A 16,852-nucleotide genomic window follows, 5' to 3' on the forward strand; every position below is an offset into this window, starting at 1 on the left:
CGATTTCCATTTGTGGGAAGATTATCCGCTAGCGCTTGGCGCTGGTCCGGCCGTTTTCGTCTCTCGAAAAGCCTTGAAGACAAACGCCCCGGTCCGGTACCGGTGGCTTTATGCCTTGAAGACCCTGGGAGAATTTTTCAATGAGCGTCACGCTCAAGCTCTACAATACCTTGACCCGCGACAAGACGGCGTTTTCGCCGATCGATGCCGACAACGTGCGCCTCTACGTCTGCGGCCCAACGGTCTATGATTTCGCCCATATCGGCAACGCGCGCCCGGTTATCGTGTTCGATGTCCTGTTCCGGCTGCTTGGTCATGTCTATGGCGACGGCCACGTCACCTATGCCCGCAACATTACCGACGTCGACGACAAGATCAACGCCAGAGCGCTGCGGGATTTTCCGCATCTGGCCCTCAATGACGCCATCCATGCGGTGACCGAAAAGACGGCGAAACAGTTCCATGCGGATGTTGCCGCTCTCGGCTGCCTTGAGCCGACCGTCGAGCCGCGCGCCACCGATAATATCGCCGAGATGATCGAGATCATCGAAAAGCTGATCGCCCGCGGCCATGCCTATGTGGCGGAAGGCGAAGTGCTGTTCGACACCAAGTCGATGAGCGATTACGGCCAGCTTTCCAAACGGCCGCTCGACGAACAGCAGGCCGGCGCCCGCATCGCCGTCGACGCGCACAAAAAGAACCCGGGCGATTTCGTCCTGTGGAAACTTTCCTCCAACAACGAACCCGGCTGGGACAGCCCCTGGGGCCGCGGTCGTCCGGGCTGGCATATCGAATGCTCGGCGATGAGCGGGCGTTATCTTGGCGAGGTGTTCGACATCCATGGCGGCGGGCTGGACCTGATTTTCCCGCATCATGAAAACGAGATCGCACAATCCCGCTGCGCCCATGGCACGCAGGTGATGGCAAATGTCTGGATGCATAACGGTTTCGTCCAGGTCGAAGGCCGCAAGATGTCGAAATCTGACGGCAATTTCATCACCATCAACCAGCTCCTGGAAACCGAGACGTTCGGTGGCCGCAAATGGCCGGGCGAGGTTCTGAGGCTTGCGATGCTGATGACCCATTACCGCGAGCCGATCGATTTTTCGGTGAAGCGGCTGGAAGAGGCCGAACGCCTGCTGGCGAAGTGGCCGGCGGTCGATCCGTCGGATGCGCAGCCATGCCCGATCGTGCTCGACGCGCTGTCGGACGATCTCAACACGGTGGCAGTGGTGCAGCGCATCCATGCTTTGGCGCAGGAAGCCAATGCCGACCGGACGCTGCTGCCGATGTTTGCGGCAAGTGCCGCGCTGATCGGCGTGTTGCCGAAAAAGACGGAAGTCGACGAGGCGCTTGCCGGGGCGGTCGATGCGCTCGTCGCCATGCGGCTCGAGATGCTCAAGGCAAAGAACTTTGCCGAGGCCGACCGCATCCGCGACGAACTGTCGGCCAAGGGCATCCAGCTGAAGGACGGCAAGGATGCGGCAAGTGGCGAAAGGGTGACGACCTGGGAGCTCAGGCGGTAGGCTTGGCGCGGTAGCCTTGCCGCTTGCGGGCAACCGGACCTATGATCACAACCGAGGCGTGAAGGAGAAGGACATGAGTGCAGAGCATCACGTCCATACCGGCGGGTGCCAGTGCGGCGCGGTTCGGTTTCGGGTCGACGGCAAGCCGGGCCAGTCGTCGATCTGTCATTGCCGCATGTGCCAGAAGGCGTTCGGCGGCTATTATGCGCCACTGATCTCGACGCGCGGCGCGGCATTCACATGGACACGCGGGGCACCGAAATATTTCCACTCGTCCAACCATGTGCGCCGGGGCTTTTGCGACAATTGCGGCACGCCGCTCACCTATGAGGCGATGGACGGAATTTCGCTTGCCGCCGGGGCCCTCGATGATCCGTCGAGCCTGCCGCCGACATTGCAATACGGGATCGAAGCCAAGCTGCCTTTCGTCGATCACCTGCATGCCCTGCCGGGACATCTGACGGAAGACGATCTCGAGGAGGCGCCATTCCTCGCCGATATCGCCTCCAACCAGCATCCGGACCACGATACCGACACCTGGCAGGCGGTTGCCGCCACCGGTGGATCCATAAAGGAGAATGACGCATGAGCGAGACGACAAATTCGGACGCCTTGAGGTCCGGCGGTTGCCAGTGCGGTGCCGTGCGCTTCAGGATCCATGGCGAACTCGGGCGCGCCTCAATCTGCCATTGCCGGATGTGCCAGAAGGCATTCGGCGGGTTCTTCGGCCCCCTCGTCAGCGCTCCGGAGGGAGGCGTCGAATGGACCCGTGGTGAGCCCAAATATTTCCACTCCTCAATCAATATAGACCGCGGGTTCTGCGAAAACTGCGGCACGCCGCTGACCTATCGTTATCCCGGCGGGCTGGAACTGGCGATCGGCGCGTTTGACGAGCGCGACGATCTTTCGCCGAAAATCCAGGTGAACTACTCCACCCATATTTCCTGGGTCACGACGATTTTCGACCAGCCGGTGCGCGATGCCGGCGAGGATGCGGTCAAGCAGGAGCAGATCATCTCCTTCCAGCATCCCGACCACGATACGGAAATCTGGCCTGAGAAAGGGCTGCACCTGTGACCGAAGTGCTGCGTGTGCTTTATCCCGCAACCGTCGCTTACGAGACCGGCACGCTCGATGTCGGCGACGGCCATGTGATCTATTTCGAAAGGCATGGCACGAAGGGGGCAAAACCGGTTGTCTTCCTGCATGGCGGACCAGGCGGCGGAATAACCTCGATCCAGTCGCGCCTGTTCGACCCCGCGCTTTACGACATTCTTCTGTTCGACCAGCGTGGCTGCGGACGTTCGACGCCACATGCCGGCCTGGACAACAACACGACCTGGCATCTGGTCGCCGATATCGAACGGCTGCGGGAGATGACCGGGGTCGATAAATGGCAGGTGTTCGGCGGCTCCTGGGGATCGACGCTGGCGCTCGCCTATGCCCAGACGCATCCGCAGAGGGTGACCGAGCTTCTGCTGCGCGGCGTCTATACGCTGACCAGGGCTGAACTCGACTGGTATTACCAGTTCGGCGTGTCTGAAATGTTCCCCGACAAGTGGGAGGCGTTTGTCGCGCCCATCCCAGTCGATGAACGCCACGAGATGATGGCGGCCTATCACCGCCGCCTGACCGGCAGCGACCGGGCCGAACAGATCCGCTGCGCCAAGGCCTGGAGCGTGTGGGAAGGATCGACGATCACGCTTCTTCCCGACCCGCAGCTCGCCTCCAACCATGACGAGGACCATTTCGCGCTCGCCTTTGCCCGCATCGAAAACCACTTCTTCGTCAATGACGGCTGGCTCGAAGATGGCCAGCTGCTGCGCGACGCGGCGAAACTCAACGGCATTCCCGGCGTCATCGTGCATGGCCGCTACGACATGCCCTGCCCGCTGAAATATGCCTTCCAGCTGTCGAAAGTGTGGACCGACGCGGATTTTCACATCGTCGAGGGCGCCGGGCACTCGGTTTCCGAGCCGGGCATTACCGACAAGCTGATCCGCGCGACGGACAGATTTGCGGGGAAAACGTAGCACCGGCCAAGGCAAGAGAGGAAGGGAGGAGCAGATGAGTGGACATATGACTGGCGGATGCCAGTGCGGCGCCGTGCGTTATGCGGTTGGTGGCCCGGTCGCCGACCGGGCGATCTGCCACTGCCGCATGTGCCAGAAGGCCGTAGGCTCGGTGGTCTGGCCGTTCTTTACCGTCGCGGCGACAGATGTCGAATGGACACGCGGGCGCCCCTCGCTTTATCGCAGCTCGGAAGCGGCAGAACGCGGTTTTTGCGCTGCCTGCGGTACACCGCTCAGTTTCCAGCCGATCGGCGAGGGCATGATCGACCTGTCGATCGGCAGCCTCGACGAACCGACGGCAATCGTGCCGGACAAACAGTATTTCACTGACAGCCGAATGCCGTGGTTCAACGCCATGGCCGGCCTGCCGGAACAGCCAAGCACGGCGACAGCCGAACAGATCGCGCGCCGCCGCCCTCACCAGCATCCCGATCACGACACGACAGAATGGCCGAGACCATGACCCGCGCCCCGATGACACGCGAACGCCTCTATCTCTTCGACACAACATTACGCGACGGGCAGCAGACGCCCGGCGTCGATTTTTCCGTCGAGGACAAGATCGCGATCTCGGCGATGCTCGATGAATTCGGCTTCGATTATATCGAGGGCGGTTATCCCGGAGCCAATCCGACCGACACCGCCTTCTTTTCGCAAAAGCGCACGTCACGGGCGTCCTTCGTCGCCTTCGGCATGACCAAGCGGGCCGGCATTTCCGCCTCCAACGATCCGGGGCTGGCAACCTTGCTGCAGGCGAAAAGCGACGCCATCTGTTTCGTCGCCAAGAGTTGGGATTACCACGTCAGGGTGGCGCTCGGCTGCTCAGACGAGGAGAACCTGCAATCGATCCGCGACAGCGTCGAGGCGGCCCGTTTTGCCGGCCGCGAGCCGCTGGTCGATTGCGAACATTTCTTCGACGGTTACAAGGCCAACCCGGATTATGCACTTGCCTGCGCCCGCGCAGCGTACGAAACGGGTGCCCGCTGGATCGTGCTTTGCGACACCAATGGCGGTACGCAGCCGGACGAGGTGCGGGCGATCGTGTCTGCCGTCATTGCCGCCGGTATTCCCGGCTCGTCGCTCGGCATCCACGCGCATGACGATACCGGCCAGGCGGTCGCCAATTCGCTCGCAGCGATCGAGGCCGGCTGTCGGCAGGTGCAGGGTACGCTGAACGGCATAGGCGAACGCTGCGGCAATGCCAATCTCATCACTCTGATTGCCACGCTCTGTCTGAAGGAGGCCTATGCCTCCCGCTTCGAGACGGCGATCGACCCGGAGCGGCTGGCCGGCCTGACGCGCCTGAGTCACGCTTTTGACGAACTGTTGAACCGCTCGCCGAACCATCAGGCGCCCTATGTCGGCGCATCTGCCTTTGCCACAAAGGCTGGCATCCATGCCTCGGCACTGCTGAAGGATCCGCGCACCTACGAACATGTGACGCCGGACAGCGTGGGCAATTTCCGCAAGGTGATGGTCTCGGACCAGGGCGGCAAGTCGAACTTCATCAATGCCCTCAAGCGGCGCGGCATCGAGGTCGCCAAGGATGATCCGAAGCTCGACCAGCTGATCTCGATCGTCAAGGAGCGAGAGGCCTCCGGTTATGCCTATGAGGGGGCGGATGCGAGTTTCGAACTGCTCGCCCGCCGGACGCTCGGCGTCATTCCCGATTTCTTCGATGTCGACGGTTTCCGGGTGATGGTGGAGCGCCGCTTCGACAGTTTCGGACGGGTGAAAACCGTGTCGGAGGCCGTAGTGAAGATCGTTATCGATGGCGAGCCGCATATGTCGGTTGCCGAAGGCGAAGGTCCGGTCAACGCGCTCGATCTGGCACTTCGCAAGGATTTCGGCAAATACCAGAACGAGATCGACGACCTTCTGCTTGCCGATTTCAAGGTGCGTATCCTGAACGGCGGCACCGAGGCAATCACCCGCGTGCTGATCGAATCCACCGATGGAAGCGGCGTGCGCTGGTGGACGGTGGGCGTGTCGGAAAACATCATCGACGCCTCGTTCCAGGCATTGATGGATTCGGTGATCTACAAGCTGATGAAGAACCGCCAGCTGGCGGGCAAGATCGCGGCGGAATAACAGTCCAACAAACCGCTGACTGCAACACCCGGTCAGCATAGCCGCGGCGGTCAGACTTTCGATCCGCGACCGGTCTTCACGCTTATTTCCGCAACACATCCGCAAGCGAGGCGACGGCGATCGCGACCGTCGTATAGGTGCCGTTCCAGGCTGCCGAGCGCTTGCCGATGTCGAGCAGTCGGGACTGGGTGGCGTCGAGCGCCTTGAACGCCTCGGCCTTGGTGGCGTCGTAACCGGCGGCCGTCGTCGGTGTGTAATAACGCCGGGACTTGAAACGGGGATTGGTGCCGGGGCTGACTTCCAACCTGTCCCTTGCATCATCGCGCTTGCCGGCGATGATCGGTGCGACCGCTGCCGCCCCTGCCCTCAAGGCTTCGCGCATCGGGCCGTAATCGCCGTGATAGGGCGCGCGCCGCGAGGTCAGTTCCAGGCCCTGGCGGACACAGTCGAGCCGGTAGACGGGGTCTGCCGCCAGGCATTCGCTGCGCACCGAGGCAATATCGCGCACGATGCTCTGTGTCAGAAGATCGTTCAACGTCTCATCATAGGCAGACGCGCCTTGCGCATCCTGCATGCGCGCATTCTGCCCGAAGGCCTGTGGTGCAAGACCTGAGACTGCAGCCAGAACAAGAACGACTTTTCGAACGGCCATAGCCCCCACCTTTGCCGGTTATCACGACGGGATGCTATCGCATCGATCCGCAAATCGGAATCGATTTCGGATCGATGCGACAGGAATGGACAAAGGTTTCGGCCGAAGCGCGACGCGATCCTTCGGATCGGCTCGCCGCGCTCCAGCCCATTGTTTCTGCTCATGCCGCCGTCCCGCAACCGGGGACGGCCTCCGGCATATTGCCCTCAGTGCCCGGACAGCGTCCGGTCGAGGAAATCTCCGATCAGCGGCGCCATCTCGTCGAGCTTGTCCTCGAGTGCAAAATGGCCGGTATCGAGGATATGGAATTCGGCATCCGGGAGATCGCGGAGATAGGGATGCGCACCTTCTTCGGGAAAGATCTTGTCGTTCTTGCCCCATACGATCAGCGTCGGCGGCTTGCGATCGCGGAAGAAAGCCTGGAACTGCGGATAAAGCGGTACATTGGTGCGGTAGTCGTAGAACAGGTCGAGCTGGATATCCTTGTTGCCCGGGCGGTCGAGCAGTGCCTGATCCTGCAGCCAGTTGTCGGGGCTGATGCGCGACACGTCCTTGACGCCATCGGTATACTGGAACTTGGTGATATCGAGCGTCACAAGACTGGACAAAGCCTCGCGATCCCTGGCCGCACCGCTCTTCCAGTAGGTCTTGACCGGATCCCAGAATTCCCTGAGGCCCTCGTCATAGGCATTGCCGTTCTGGACGATCAGGGCGGAGACGCGATCGGGATGTTTGAGCGCCAGCCGGTAACCGACGGGTGCGCCGTAATCCATCACATACATGGCATATTTCGTGGCGCCGATCTGGCCGAGGAGATTGTCCACCATGTCGGCGTAATGGCCGAAACTATAGGTGAATTTCGTGTGATCCGGCGCGTCGCTATGGCCGAAACCGGGATAATCGGGGGCTATGACCCGGTAGCGGTCGGCAAGCAGCGGGATCAGGTTGCGGAACATATGCGAAGACGTGGGGAAGCCATGCAGGAGCAGGACGACGGGACCGTCGGCAGGGCCTGCCTCCCGATAGAACATGTTCACGCCGTCAACGGTGGCGGAGCGATAATGCACCACGGCGGGAGCCGGACGCGCCGCCTGGATGATGTCGGCTGCGAGCGCCGGTGCGGCGACGAGCGGTGCGAGAGCAGAAAAGGACAGAGCAAAAGCAATCATCAATCGTTTCATTTGGGTTCTCCAACTGGTTGACAATAAATTCAAAAATTTCGACCCTGATGTCGGTCTTTCTCGGCCACCGACGTGAATGCCCGGCACAGCCGGCAAACAGGAAGACGATGGACCGCATAGAAGCGATGTCGATGCTGATCGCGGTTGCCGAAAAGGAGAGCTTTTCGGCGGCCGCACGTTTTCTCGATGTTCCGGTCACGACGCTGACCCGGAAGATTTCCGATCTCGAAGCTGCACTCGGCGCGAAGCTTCTTCTGCGCAGCACCCGCAATATCCGGCTGACCGACACCGGCACCACCTACCTTGCCGCCGCCCGGCGCATCATCGAACAGGTCGAGGAAGCGGAGCGGGAAGCCGCCGGCGAGTTCACCGCGCCGAAGGGCCGGCTGGTGATCACCGCGCCCGTCCAGTTCGGCCAGCTGCACGTTCTGCCGGTCGTCACAGACTTCCTCGCCCAGTTTCCGCAGATCGACATTTCTCTCATGCTGCGGGACCGGAACCTCCAGCTCTTCGAAGAGCAGGTCGACATGGCCGTTCGCATCGGCAGGCTGCCTGACAGTTCGATGGTCGCCACCACGATCGGCCCGATGCGGATGGTCATCTGTGCCGGCCCGCAACTGCTTGCCCAGTACGGTATCCCGCAAACACCAGAGGAACTTTCGTGCCTGCCGGCGGTCACCGTCGAAGGTCCGATCTCGCCCGCCAGCTGGCCATTTTACGACCGGCAGACAAACGCGCCCCTCCTCGTATCGATGACATCGCGGCTGTCGGTGACGACGGTCGATGCGGCGGTGCGCGCCGCCTGCCGCAATACCGGCGTCATCCGGCTGTTCCACTATCAGGTCGCCGATGCGGTGAAGGCCGGCGACCTGGAAATCATCCTTGAGGACTACGAAGCCGATCCCGTTCCCGTCAGCCTCGTCCATGCATCGCGGGGCCAGATGCCGCTGAAGATGCGCAGTTTCCTCGACTTCGCACTGCCCAGGCTGCGATCCATCTTCCCGATCGGCGGTTAGGCCGCGCCTGCCCTTTCCCGCAGGGTGGCATTTTCCGCTTCAAGCTCTCGCAGCCGCTCCTGCAGCGGACGGACGGCGTCACCGACCTCGCTCTCGGTGAAGCGCGGAGTGATGTGCTGCGGGCAGTTCCAGTCGAAGGCATCGAGCCGCAGCCGGAAGATCCGCTCGGCCCGCCCTCGATAATCAGCATCGGTCACCAACGCCGTCAGCGCCGGATCGGCGTCGAGCGAAAGCTTTTCGACATGGGCGTAGATCTTCAGCCGGGCACGGCGCGGATAATCCATCAGGAAAAGGCAGGCCTTGTCGCTGGCGGCCAGATTGCCGGTCGAAATATATTGCCGATTGCCGCTGTAATCGGCGAAGGCGAGCGTCTTTTCGTCCACCATCTTGAGAAAGCCTGGCGGGCCGCCGCGATGCTGGACATAAGGCCAGCCGGTTTCTGACACGGTCGCCATGTAGAAACTGTCACGCAGAGCGATGAAGGCCGCCTCGTTTTCGGTGAACCGGTCCATTTCGCGATGCCCGGAGAAATTCTCCCAGAACTTGTCGACACCCATTTGCGCCTGCGCGGCCCTGACGCTCGGCGTCGAGGCGATATCCATAAATCCGTAGGACATGATCGTTCTCCACGAAGAAGGAAGGTCGGAACAGGCCGATGTTTTTCGCTGGCCTGTCCGCTTCTGGAGACACTATGCCTTCTTTCCGCAACCACCATAATCGGGCGCTTTCGAACATCACCTCGCCGAAAAATGGGGAAGTGGTGGGCGGGACATCCGGCAATCACTTCCCTCGTAGCTGATCGCGTCGTCATGGGGCTTTTCGCGTTAATGCCCGCAATCGTGGCGGCATGGATGAGTTATCTCAATGCGAGCTTCACCGAAATGAATTGGCGGGCTGCGGGCCGATCCTGTATTGCGACCAGAACAATCAACAACAGAATGCCGGAAACACTGCAGGAAACGCGCTCATGGCTACCGAAAATGCCGCCCCCGTCATTCCCAACGAGGACACGCCGCGGGGTTTTGCCTTCGGGCTGACGGCCTATGTGTTGTGGGGCTTCCTGCCCTTTTATCTCAAGGCTGTCGGACATCTGCCTGCCCTCGAGGTTCTGGCCCACCGGGCGCTCTGGTCGGTTCCGTTCGCCGGCCTGGTGCTGATCATTCTTGGCCGCACGAAGGATGTTTCCGCGGCGCTGAAGAACCCGCGCATGCTGGGCATGGCCTGCGTCACCGCCACCTTCATCACCGCCAATTGGGGCATCTATGTCTGGGCGGTCGCCAACGACCATGCGCTCGATGCGGCACTCGGGTATTTCATCAATCCGCTGTTCAGCATCCTTCTCGCCGCGGTGGTCTTGAAGGAAAAGCTAGCGCGGCTGCAGAAGGCGGCGATCGCACTCGCGTTCGTCGCCGTCGCGATCCTCACCTGGGGCGCCGGCGGCCTGCCCTGGATTTCACTGGCACTCGCTTTCAGCTGGGGTATTTATGCGCTGTTGCGCAAAACCCTGCCGATCGGCCCCAACCAGGGGTTCTTTCTCGAAGTGCTTTTGATCAGCATCCCGATGCTTCCCTATGTGATCTGGCTCGAGGTGACCGGCCAAGGGCATTTCCTCCACGGTACCAATTACGATATGGGGATGCTGGCACTCTCCGGCGTTGTCACGGCCGGACCGTTGATGATCTATGCCAATGGCGCAAAACTGTTGAGACTGTCGACGATCGGTATCATGCAGTATATCGCGCCGACGCTGATTTTCCTCGTTGCCGTCTTCGCCTTCCACGAGCCGCTCAGCTCGATCAAGCTTGTCAGTTTCGTGCTGATCTGGGCAGCACTCGTGCTCTACACAATCGCCATGCTGCGGCAGTTGCGAGGCCGCTGATTGGCCCGCTGATTACAAGGACCGATATTCAATGCATATGGCAGACATACCCTTCGGCACCACCGACTGGTCGCAGATCGAACCGACGGAGCATAAGGGCGACACCGGCCATTCCACCTGGCGGACGCAGCATTTCGGATCGATCCGGGTACGGATGGTCGAGCATTCGCCGGGCTATCTTGCCGACCACTGGTGCGAAAAGGGTCATATCCTGCTCTGCCTGGAAGGTGAAATGACGACCGAGCTCGCCGATGGACGAGTATTCGTCTTGAAGCCCGGCATGAGCTACCAGGTGGCCGACAAGGCCGAGCCGCATCGCTCGTCGACCACGACCGGCGCAAAACTGTTCATCGTCGACTGAGAATTGCCTCCGACGTCATCCTCGGGCCTGTCCCGAGGATAACGAGAAAAACAGCACTGTCGTGAAATCAGGCTCAACTCGACGCAGCACCAGTGTGGCGCACGGATCGCCTCAGAGCTTGGAAATGACCGCCTCTTCGCCCTTGGACGAAGCGGTTTCTTCGTCACGCTCGATGATCGCCGGTACGATGTCGTCCACTTCGGAGATGACCAGCGGCTGGACGAGATGGGCGCGGTGGATGAAGCCTTCGGCGCGCATGTGGGTGACGAGCGACAGCATCGGATCCCAGAAACCGCCGATATTGGCAAATACCATTGGCTTTTCGTGACGGCCGAGCTGACCCCAGGTCATGATCTCGACGATCTCCTCCAGCGTGCCGATGCCGCCGGGCAGCGTCACGAACGCATCCGACCGCTCGAACATCTTGTGCTTGCGCTCATGCATGTCCTTGGTGACGATCAGTTCGTTGAGCTGGCCGAGCGAATGGCGCGTCGCCTCCATGTCGACCAGAAAATCGGGAATGATGCCGGTCACCTGGCCACCATTCGCCAGCACGCCGGCCGCAACTGCGCCCATGATGCCCTTGGTGCCGCCGCCATAAACGAGGCGGATGCCGTGTGCAGCAATCGATTTTCCGAGCGCGCGGCCGGCAGCGATATAGGCCGGATCACGGCCGGGCTGGGAACCGCAGTAAACACAGATGGATCGTATTGGCACAGTTTTCTCCGTCAGGCATTTCAACTTGCGCGGAGACAGGTCCGCGTCGCGCAAAATTGACGGGAAAAGCCCGCAAGAGCAAGGCTTTATGGTGTGAAAAGCTTGTTAATGCGGGTGGAACCGGCTAATCGGTAAAGTAGCGGAAACTCAGGCCCTGTGAGGCGACAGACGATGAACAACCGTGCCGGCTGGCTCGCATTGATTGTACTTGCCATAGCATCCTTGCTGATGATCTTCGTCGTAATGCCGAGGATCAACAAAGACGGCAAACCGATCGGCGAGGCGATAAACGCGGCTGGCAATGCGGTGAAAGACGCGGTGAAGGAAGGCCAGAAACCGGTCCAGGAAGAAACCGCCAAAGCTGCGCCACCAGCAACCGCACCGGCAGCCACTGCGCCAGCGACCAATGCACCGGCCAGCAGCGACGTATCCCAGACGGCCGCAACCGATATGCCGACCTTCGACGTGCTGCGCGTCGAGCCGGACGGTTCCGCCGTGATCGCCGGCCATGCCGCACCTCATTCGACACTCGAGGTCGCCAATGGCGATGCGGTGATCGCCAAGGTCGAAGTCGGACCGAGTGGCGATTTCGCCATCGTGCTCGACAAGCCGCTGCCGCCGGGCGACCACCAGCTGGTGCTGAAAGCGACGGCCAAGGATGGCAAGGTGACGACCTCGGAGGAAACCGCAACCGTTTCCGTCCCCGCCGACAAGAGCGGCAAGCTGCTCGCCATGGTGACCAAACCCGGCAAGGCGAGCCGGCTGATCGCGGTTCCGGAAGAAACCGGCAAAAGCGCTGCGACCGGCGGTACAGCATCAGCACCGACGACCACGGCCGCCGCACCGGCTGCGGCACCACCTTCCGTGCCTGCCGCTTCGGGTTTGAGCGACGTCGCATCCGCTTCCGCCACCGCCCCTTCTGCCGCGTCCACGGTTTCGGCACCGGCCCAGCCCGCCATGTCGGGCGAATTGCAGATTTCGGCGGTCGAGATCGAAGGCGCGAAAATCTTCATCGCCGGCATCTCCCGGCCCGGTCTCAAGGTTCGCGGCTCGACCGACGGATCGGTGATCGGTCAGGCACAGGCCGGCCAGGACGGGCATTTCGTCATCGACGGCAATGCCAACCTGACGGTCGGCGACCACCGGATCGCCGTCGAGACGCTCAGCGCCAACGGCCAGGTGATCGTCCGTGTCGAGGTTCCGTTCAACCGGCCGGCCGGCGACCAGGTGGCAGCCATTGCATCGCCCTCGCCGGCAAGCAGCGTTACAGCCATCGACGGCGGCGCTTTCGACAACCTGCGTAGCCAGGTGGCCAAGGCATTCTCGCTGCTCAAGGGCCTTTACGACGGCGGCAAGGTGCCGACGCTGGAAAACATGGCGGCCGCCCGCTCGGCAACCGGCATCGCATTGCAGACGCTTGCCGAATACCGTCTGCCTTCCGGTGCTTCGGTGAGCGCAACGGAAACCGTGGGCGTTACCGCACGGCATGCGGCCGCAGCGCGCCAGACGCTTGATGCGCTGCCGCGCGAGGTGGCAGCTGTCGGCGCGGCAATCGACGGCCTGACGAAGCTGATCGCCGAGACGGTCGGACCGGCACTGGCGCAGCAGTTCGGCGGGGCACCACAAACTGTTGCATCGTCGAATGGCACGTCCGGTACACGCACGATCGAACAGGCGCCGCTGACCCAGAGCGACCGAAGCTCCGTCATCATCCGCCGCGGCGATACACTGTGGCAGATCGCCCGCCGCGCCTATGGACAGGGCGTGCGTTACACGACGATCTATCTCGCCAACGAACAGCAGATCGCCAATCCGGACATCATCCAGCCGGGCCAGATTTTCGGCGTGCCGGAAGAATATCGTCCGGATTCGGAAGAGCTGCACCGCGAACGGATGATGCATCACAAGGGCTGAGCGCCATCCGCTCCATTTCGATCACGGCCGGCGGTTCCAACGACCGCCGGCCGTTTCGTTTCGGGGCTGTATTTTGGAACGCAGCGGATCTGCAGCCTGCCGAGGCGGGGATGATTGCAGCCCCTGCGAAAGAAGGGCGACTTCAATATCAGGCACTTGCCTTGGAAGAGATGCTTCCACCTTCCCCGTCTTTTTGGCCATATCGATAATGACGGCGTCATCGGATGGGAAACCGGGTTCGCGAACCGGTCGCATCACCCGGCTCGACAGGGCTCGGTTTCCGGTGATGGCCGTGACTTGAGATCCGACGGGAACTGACACGTCCCGTGCGATCGAACGAAGCGGCCGGGGCAGGCGGAAAGCCTGACATACCAAACCCCATATACCACCGCCTGCCCTCTTCCCTTTCAACCGAGCCGGCCCTGCCGGGGCGGACAAAGACAATTGCGCGCATCCCCGCCGCACCACAACTTGTGACTGTTGATCAGCTTCGCGCAGGACCGCGATGGCAGCCTTCCACCTATTGGAAATACCGAATCGATTCATGCAAAGCCGATATTCTTCGCGAGGCCATCATGATTTCCAGCATCAGTTCCACCCGGGTCTGGACACCGCAACCGACCTCGACAGCGTCCCAGAGTAGTTCGAGCGATCTCGGAGGCAATACATCCGGATCGTCGATCGCTTCGCTTGCCGGCCTGTTTTACGCCGACACATCCGAAGAAGATGATGATTACGGTTATGCGGCCGAGCTTTCCATGACGATGGCATCGCTGCAGCAGTCAGCGTCCGGAGACACGACGGATGCCGATGGCGACGGGTCGATCGACGACATTTCCTCGAACGCGTTCATGAAGGCGCTCGCCCAGAAGATCGACACACTTGAAGCCAGTGACGATACAAGGGACATGGCGGCGGCGATGCGCGAGGCGCTGAAGGCCGGCCAGCTTACCGTCACCGACGTTGTCGCCGGCGAGCAGGTCACCGGCCGCGAACCCGTCACCGCCGCTGCTGCATCCAGCGGTTCGACAGGGCAGGTTTCATCGTCTGACGTAACAACAGTCGCAACGTCTGAATGGAGCACGTTCCTGCGCGATACGCTGCTGCGTGATTCCCACGGACTATACGTGCGCAACGAGGATTTCAGCCATATCGACAAGGCGACCGGCGCAAGCGCTTATTTCGGCATGATCGGCGACAATAACTATTATCTGTCCTGGACGACGCCGACGAACGCATGACCCCAGCAACCTGACGGGCTTGTTTTGCCAATAAAGCCCGGCCTGCGCATTGCAACGGCGGCCTATGCCGCCTATGTGCCGGGGGCCGCGCCCTGATTGCGGTGCGCCCGGAGTTTTTCATGACGCCCAAGAAAAAGATCGTTTCGGCGGATGCCGGCAACCCGCTCGGCACGCTGGTCAACCTGTGGCCCTATATGTGGCCGAAGGGTCGCGCCGATCTGAAAGCACGGGTGCTGTGGGCAACCTTCTTCCTGCTGCTTGCCAAGCTCGTGCTTCTGTCGGTCCCCTATTTCTTCAAATGGGCGACGGATGCGCTGAACGGCAAGCTCGACATGGCCGGTCTGTTGCCGGCCTTTCTGCTCGGCGCCGTCATCCTTGTCATTGCCTATAACTTTACCCGCATCCTGCAGGTGGGTCTGAACCAGCTGCGCGACGCGCTGTTTGCCTCGGTCGGCCAGCACGCAGTGCGCCAGCTCGCCTACAAGACCTTCGTGCACATGCACGAGCTGTCGCTGCGTTTCCATCTAGAGCGCAAGACGGGCGGCCTGTCGCGGATCATCGAGCGCGGCACCAAGGGCATAGAAACCATCGTTCGTTTCACGATCCTGAATTCGATACCGACGCTGATCGAATTCCTGCTGACGGCGATCATCTTCTGGGCCGCCTATGGTTTCTGGTATCTCGCCGTCACCGCCGTCACGGTTGCCGCCTATATCTGGTTCACCATCAAGGCCAGCGACTGGCGCATCTCGATCCGCCGGACAATGAATGACAGCGATACCGACGCCAATACCAAGGCGATCGATTCGCTGCTCAATTTCGAAACGGTCAAATATTTCGGCAATGAGGAGATGGAGGCCAAGCGCTTCGATGTCTCGATGGCGCGTTACGAAAAGGCGGCAACCGAGGTATGGACCTCGCTCGGCTGGCTGAACTTCGGCCAGGGCGTGATCTTCGGGCTGGGTCAGGCCGTCATCATGATCATGTCGGCGCTTGCCGTGCAGCGCGGCGAACAAACGATTGGCGATTTCGTCTTCGTCAACGCGCTTCTGATGCAGCTTTCTGTGCCGCTCAACTTCATCGGTTTCGTCTATCGCGAAATCCGCCAGGGGCTGACCGATATCGAGCAGATGTTCGAGCTTCTCGAAGTGGAAGCGGAAGTCGTCGACCGGCCCGACGCCAAGGACCTCGTCTTGAGCGCAGGAGAGGCCCAGAAGGGCGCAATCGCCTTCAAGGACGTCAGGTTCTCCTACGATCCGGCCCGGCCAATCCTCAAGGGCGTTTCCTTCGACGTGCCGGCCGGCAAGACGGTGGCGATCGTCGGCCCGTCGGGTGCCGGGAAATCAACCATCTCCCGCCTGCTCTACCGGTTCTACGACATCCAGGACGGATCGATCACCATCGACGGCCAGGACGTGCGCGACGTGACGCAGAAGTCTCTGCGCGCGGCAATCGGCATGGTGCCGCAGGATACGGTCCTGTTCAACGACACGGTGGCCTACAATATCCGTTACGGTCGCCCCGGCGCTGCCGATGCCGAAATGCATGCCGCCGCCGAGATTGCCCAGATCGACAGGTTCATCAAGCAATTGCCGGACGGTTACGAGACGAAGGTCGGCGAACGCGGGCTGAAGCTTTCGGGTGGCGAAAAACAGCGCGTTGCGATCGCCCGCACGGTTTTGAAGGCTCCGCCGATCCTGATTCTCGACGAGGCGACTTCGGCGCTCGACACGACGACGGAACACGAGATCCAGTCGGCACTCGACCTGGTGTCGAAGAACCGCACGACGCTGGTCATCGCCCACCGGCTTTCGACGGTGATCGGCGCAGACGAGATCATCGTGCTGAGGGCCGGCGAAATCGCCGAGCGCGGCACCCATGCCGGGCTGCTGGCGCAGGACGGGCTTTACGCGTCGATGTGGAACCGCCAACGCGAGGCGACACAGGCTGAGGAACATCTGCGCCAGGTGCGCGAAAGCGACGAACTCGGGGTCGTCACACGCGGTACGCCGGCAGCGGAATAACGAGTCAAACGAGGAGGTTGGAACGTGCCCATCAGAAGACGGATGAACTATTCGGCAAAACGCATGCTGGTGGCCGGCACTCTCGTGGCGGCCTACCTGCTGACACTGACCTTCTGGGGTTCGCCGCTTCTGGCACTGACGACCTGGCTTGGCATCGTCGACCCGGCAAAGATCTGAA

At 61.4% G+C, this 16,852-nt stretch carries 17 protein-coding genes; 13 read left to right on the forward strand and 4 right to left on the reverse strand.

Going from position 1 to position 16,852, the window contains the following annotated elements; translation table 11 throughout:
• The first annotated feature begins 140 nt into the window (after positions 1-140).
• The 6 genes from cysS to cimA all read left to right on the forward strand — a co-directional run bounded on the left by cysS (position 141) and on the right by cimA (position 5,689).
• Positions 141-1,526 carry a cysteine--tRNA ligase gene (gene cysS / locus AC2GXZ_RS21065; protein WP_483761163.1) on the forward strand — a complete coding sequence of 462 codons (1,386 nt, stop codon included), beginning with the start codon at positions 141-143 and terminating at the stop codon, positions 1,524-1,526.
• 73 nt (positions 1,527-1,599) lie between these two features.
• Positions 1,600-2,115: a GFA family protein gene (locus tag AC2GXZ_RS21070; protein ID WP_483761164.1), complete on the forward strand. Its 516-nt coding sequence runs from the start codon at positions 1,600-1,602 to the stop codon at positions 2,113-2,115.
• Positions 2,112-2,603, forward strand: a complete 492-nt coding sequence (locus AC2GXZ_RS21075; protein ID WP_483761165.1) for a GFA family protein — start codon at positions 2,112-2,114, stop codon at positions 2,601-2,603. The genes AC2GXZ_RS21070 and AC2GXZ_RS21075 overlap by 4 nt, the downstream gene beginning before the upstream one ends.
• Complete coding sequence (gene pip / locus AC2GXZ_RS21080; protein ID WP_483761166.1) at positions 2,600-3,559, forward strand: prolyl aminopeptidase; 960 nt, start codon at positions 2,600-2,602, stop codon at positions 3,557-3,559. Before AC2GXZ_RS21075 ends, pip begins: the two co-directional genes overlap by 4 nt.
• A gap of 34 nt (positions 3,560-3,593) precedes the next feature.
• Entirely contained in the window at positions 3,594-4,061 is a 468-nt protein-coding gene (locus AC2GXZ_RS21085) for a GFA family protein (RefSeq protein ID WP_483761167.1), read from the forward strand.
• An 11-nt stretch (positions 4,062-4,072) separates the two neighbouring features.
• Entirely contained in the window at positions 4,073-5,689 is a 1,617-nt protein-coding gene (cimA, locus tag AC2GXZ_RS21090) for a citramalate synthase (protein ID WP_483761246.1), read from the forward strand.
• Positions 5,690-5,771: 82 nt separating this feature from the next.
• Here the strand turns inward: cimA and AC2GXZ_RS21095 are convergent, their stop codons facing one another.
• Both AC2GXZ_RS21095 and AC2GXZ_RS21100 read right to left on the reverse strand, forming a co-directional pair.
• On the reverse strand, positions 5,772-6,341 hold the full coding sequence (locus tag AC2GXZ_RS21095; protein WP_483761168.1) for a hypothetical protein: 570 nt from the start codon (positions 6,339-6,341) through the stop codon (positions 5,772-5,774).
• Positions 6,342-6,547: 206 nt separating this feature from the next.
• Positions 6,548-7,522 (reverse strand): alpha/beta fold hydrolase, encoded by a 975-nt coding sequence (locus AC2GXZ_RS21100; RefSeq protein WP_483761169.1) that lies wholly within the window; start codon positions 7,520-7,522, stop codon positions 6,548-6,550.
• A gap of 107 nt (positions 7,523-7,629) precedes the next feature.
• Here AC2GXZ_RS21100 and AC2GXZ_RS21105 point away from each other — a divergent pair, with 107 nt between their 5' ends.
• Positions 7,630-8,538, forward strand: coding sequence for a LysR family transcriptional regulator (locus AC2GXZ_RS21105; RefSeq protein ID WP_483761170.1), 909 nt, complete (start codon positions 7,630-7,632; stop codon positions 8,536-8,538).
• Here AC2GXZ_RS21105 and AC2GXZ_RS21110 read toward each other — a convergent pair.
• Positions 8,535-9,155 (reverse strand): pyridoxamine 5'-phosphate oxidase family protein, encoded by a 621-nt coding sequence (locus AC2GXZ_RS21110; RefSeq protein ID WP_483761171.1) that lies wholly within the window; start codon positions 9,153-9,155, stop codon positions 8,535-8,537. The genes AC2GXZ_RS21105 and AC2GXZ_RS21110 overlap by 4 nt on opposite strands.
• Before the next feature lie 350 nt (positions 9,156-9,505).
• On the opposite strand from AC2GXZ_RS21110, the gene rarD reads away from it, so the two are divergent.
• Entirely contained in the window at positions 9,506-10,417 is a 912-nt protein-coding gene (rarD, locus tag AC2GXZ_RS21115; protein ID WP_483761172.1) for an EamA family transporter RarD, read from the forward strand.
• 31 nt (positions 10,418-10,448) lie between these two features.
• A complete protein-coding gene (locus tag AC2GXZ_RS21120) occupies positions 10,449-10,778 on the forward strand; it encodes a DHCW motif cupin fold protein (protein WP_483761173.1) in 330 nt (109 codons plus the stop codon).
• A 111-nt stretch (positions 10,779-10,889) separates the two neighbouring features.
• Here AC2GXZ_RS21120 and AC2GXZ_RS21125 read toward each other — a convergent pair whose 3' ends face one another.
• Positions 10,890-11,510, reverse strand: a complete 621-nt coding sequence (locus AC2GXZ_RS21125; protein ID WP_483761247.1) for an LOG family protein — start codon at positions 11,508-11,510, stop codon at positions 10,890-10,892.
• A 156-nt stretch (positions 11,511-11,666) separates the two neighbouring features.
• Here AC2GXZ_RS21125 and AC2GXZ_RS21130 point away from each other — a divergent pair, with 156 nt between their 5' ends.
• The 4 genes from AC2GXZ_RS21130 (at position 11,667) to AC2GXZ_RS21145 (ending at position 16,851) form a co-directional block, all read left to right on the forward strand.
• A complete protein-coding gene (locus tag AC2GXZ_RS21130) occupies positions 11,667-13,409 on the forward strand; it encodes a LysM peptidoglycan-binding domain-containing protein (RefSeq protein ID WP_483761174.1) in 1,743 nt (580 codons plus the stop codon).
• 575 nt (positions 13,410-13,984) lie between these two features.
• Positions 13,985-14,650: a hypothetical protein gene (locus AC2GXZ_RS21135; RefSeq protein ID WP_483761175.1), complete on the forward strand. Its 666-nt coding sequence runs from the start codon at positions 13,985-13,987 to the stop codon at positions 14,648-14,650.
• Between the two features lie 119 nt (positions 14,651-14,769).
• Positions 14,770-16,674 carry an ABCB family ABC transporter ATP-binding protein/permease gene (locus AC2GXZ_RS21140; protein ID WP_483761176.1) on the forward strand — a complete coding sequence of 635 codons (1,905 nt, stop codon included), beginning with the start codon at positions 14,770-14,772 and terminating at the stop codon, positions 16,672-16,674.
• A 24-nt stretch (positions 16,675-16,698) separates the two neighbouring features.
• Positions 16,699-16,851 carry a hypothetical protein gene (locus tag AC2GXZ_RS21145; protein WP_483761177.1) on the forward strand — a complete coding sequence of 51 codons (153 nt, stop codon included), beginning with the start codon at positions 16,699-16,701 and terminating at the stop codon, positions 16,849-16,851.
• The last annotated feature ends 1 nt before the right edge of the window (position 16,852 follow it).

This window comes from Aliirhizobium sp. YIM B11859 (genome assembly GCF_057163345.1).